Source organism: Trebonia sp. (assembly GCF_049794275.1).
In the GTDB taxonomy this organism is placed as follows: Bacteria; Actinomycetota; Actinomycetes; order Streptosporangiales; family Streptosporangiaceae; genus Trebonia.
The window spans coordinates 1-1,763 of sequence record NZ_JBARCR010000192.1 but is presented as its reverse complement, the minus strand read 5'-3'; the positions used below and the strand labels follow the sequence as shown (position 1 = coordinate 1,763).

Sequence of the window (1,763 nt, the reverse complement as noted above, 5' to 3'; positions counted from 1 at the left end):
CGCGCGGTGGGCGCCGTCCCGGACCGGCGAGTTCGCGGACCGGCTGAACAGCCTGCCCAAGTACGTCGTGTCCTCGACCCTCCAGGACCCCGCGTGGACCAACGTGACGGTCCTGAAGGGCGACGTGATCGACGAGGTCACCAGGCTGAAGCAGGAACTGGACGGAGACATCGTCGTCTACGCCAGCTACCAGCTCGGCCGCACGCTGCTCGAGCACGACCTCGTGGATGAGCTGCGGCTGTTCGTGTTCCCTGTCGTGGTCGGGGCCGGCGAGCGCCTGTTCGGCGAGACGAGCGGCGAGAAGCCGTTCCGCCTCGCCGGCAGCCGGACCGTCGGTGACGGCCTCGTCTACGTGACCTACGAGATCGTCAGCGGCGGCTAGCTACCGCCCCATCGAGACGTAAGAGGAATCCACAGTGGGAACCAAGGCACACACAAACAAAGGAATGATCCTCGTCCTGGCGTGCGCGGCGCAGTTCATGGTCGTGCTCGATGTTGCGGTCGTGAACGTCGCCCTGCCCTCGATCCAGCAGGATCTCGGCGTCGGGAAGAGCACCTTGCAATGGATCATCATCGCGTACGGCCTCATGCTCGGCGGGTTTCTGCTGCTCGGCGGCAGGATGGCCGACCTTCTGGGGCGCCGTCGCATGCTACTGACGGGACTGGCACTGTTCTCGTTCGCCTCACTGCTCGCGGGCGTGGCCGGATCCGCCGACCTCCTGATCGGCGCCCGGGCCCTGCAGGGCTTCGGGGCGGCGCTCATCCCGCCGGCCGCCCTGTCGATCCTCGCCGTGACTTTCGCGGAAGGCGCCGAGCGCAATCGCGCCCTCGGGATCTACGGCGCCGTCACCGGGGTGTCGGCGTCGGTCGGGGTACTCGCAAGTGGTCTGCTCACCGAAGGCGCAGGCTGGCACTGGGTCTTCCGCATCAATGTTCCGATCGGCGTCCTTCTCATCGCGATGGCGGCTGTCTTCCTGCCCGTCGACGCTGGCGGCCGCCGCAGGGGCGAACGCTTCGACGTCGCCGGCGCAGTCACCGTCACCGGAGGCCTGCTCCTGTTCGTCTACGCGCTCAACCACGGTGCCGAACACGGCTGGGGTTCCGGGTCGACGCTCGGACTGTTCGCCGCGTCCCTCGTGCTGCTATCCGCTTTCGTGCGGATCGAAGCGCGGTCCCGGTCACCGCTGGTGCCCGGCTCGACGGTGCGCAACCGCACGCTGGTGGCGGCGAACCTGTCGGCGTTCTTCACGTTCGGAGCGTTCTTCGCCTTCATCTTCCTCGGTTCGCTGCTCATGCAACAGGTTCTCGGTTATTCGCCGGTGCAGACGGGCGTCGCCTGGCTGGCCACAACGGCAACGTCGGTCGTGGCGGCTGGGATCACGGGAGGGAAGCTCGTTGCGGTGCTGGGCGTGCGGCGCGTGCTCGTCGCGGGCCAATCGCTCCTCGCGATCTCTGTCCTGTTGCTGACGCGGATTCCGGCTGGAGGGAACTTCGTGACCGACCTGCTGCCGGCGCTGCTCCTAGCTGGCGTGGCCGGGGGAATGGCTGCTCCGGCCGCGCAGATCGGCGCTCTGTCCGGTGTCACCCAGTCGATGACCGGCCTGGCGTCCGGGCTCGTCGAAACCATGCGCGAGATCGGGGGCGCCGTCGGCGTGGCTGCCGTGTCGACGGTCCTCATCTCACGGGCCGGGGTGAACGCTTTCCACGCCGCGTTCTGGGTGATATTCGCCGTCGCAGCCCTAGGCGCGCTGACGGCCGCGATT

The 1,763-nt window shown here is 68.0% G+C and carries 2 protein-coding genes; both read left to right on the top strand.

All coding sequences use genetic code 11. The features are described from left to right. Nucleotides 1-382 (top strand): dihydrofolate reductase family protein (locus tag WA805_RS05595; RefSeq protein ID WP_425241806.1); only part of this gene is annotated, 382 nt, incomplete at its 5' end. Between the two features lie 64 nt (nucleotides 383-446). Continuing rightward, the coding region (locus WA805_RS05590) for an MFS transporter (RefSeq protein ID WP_425241805.1) at nucleotides 447-1,763 on the top strand (1,317 nt) is incomplete at its 3' end.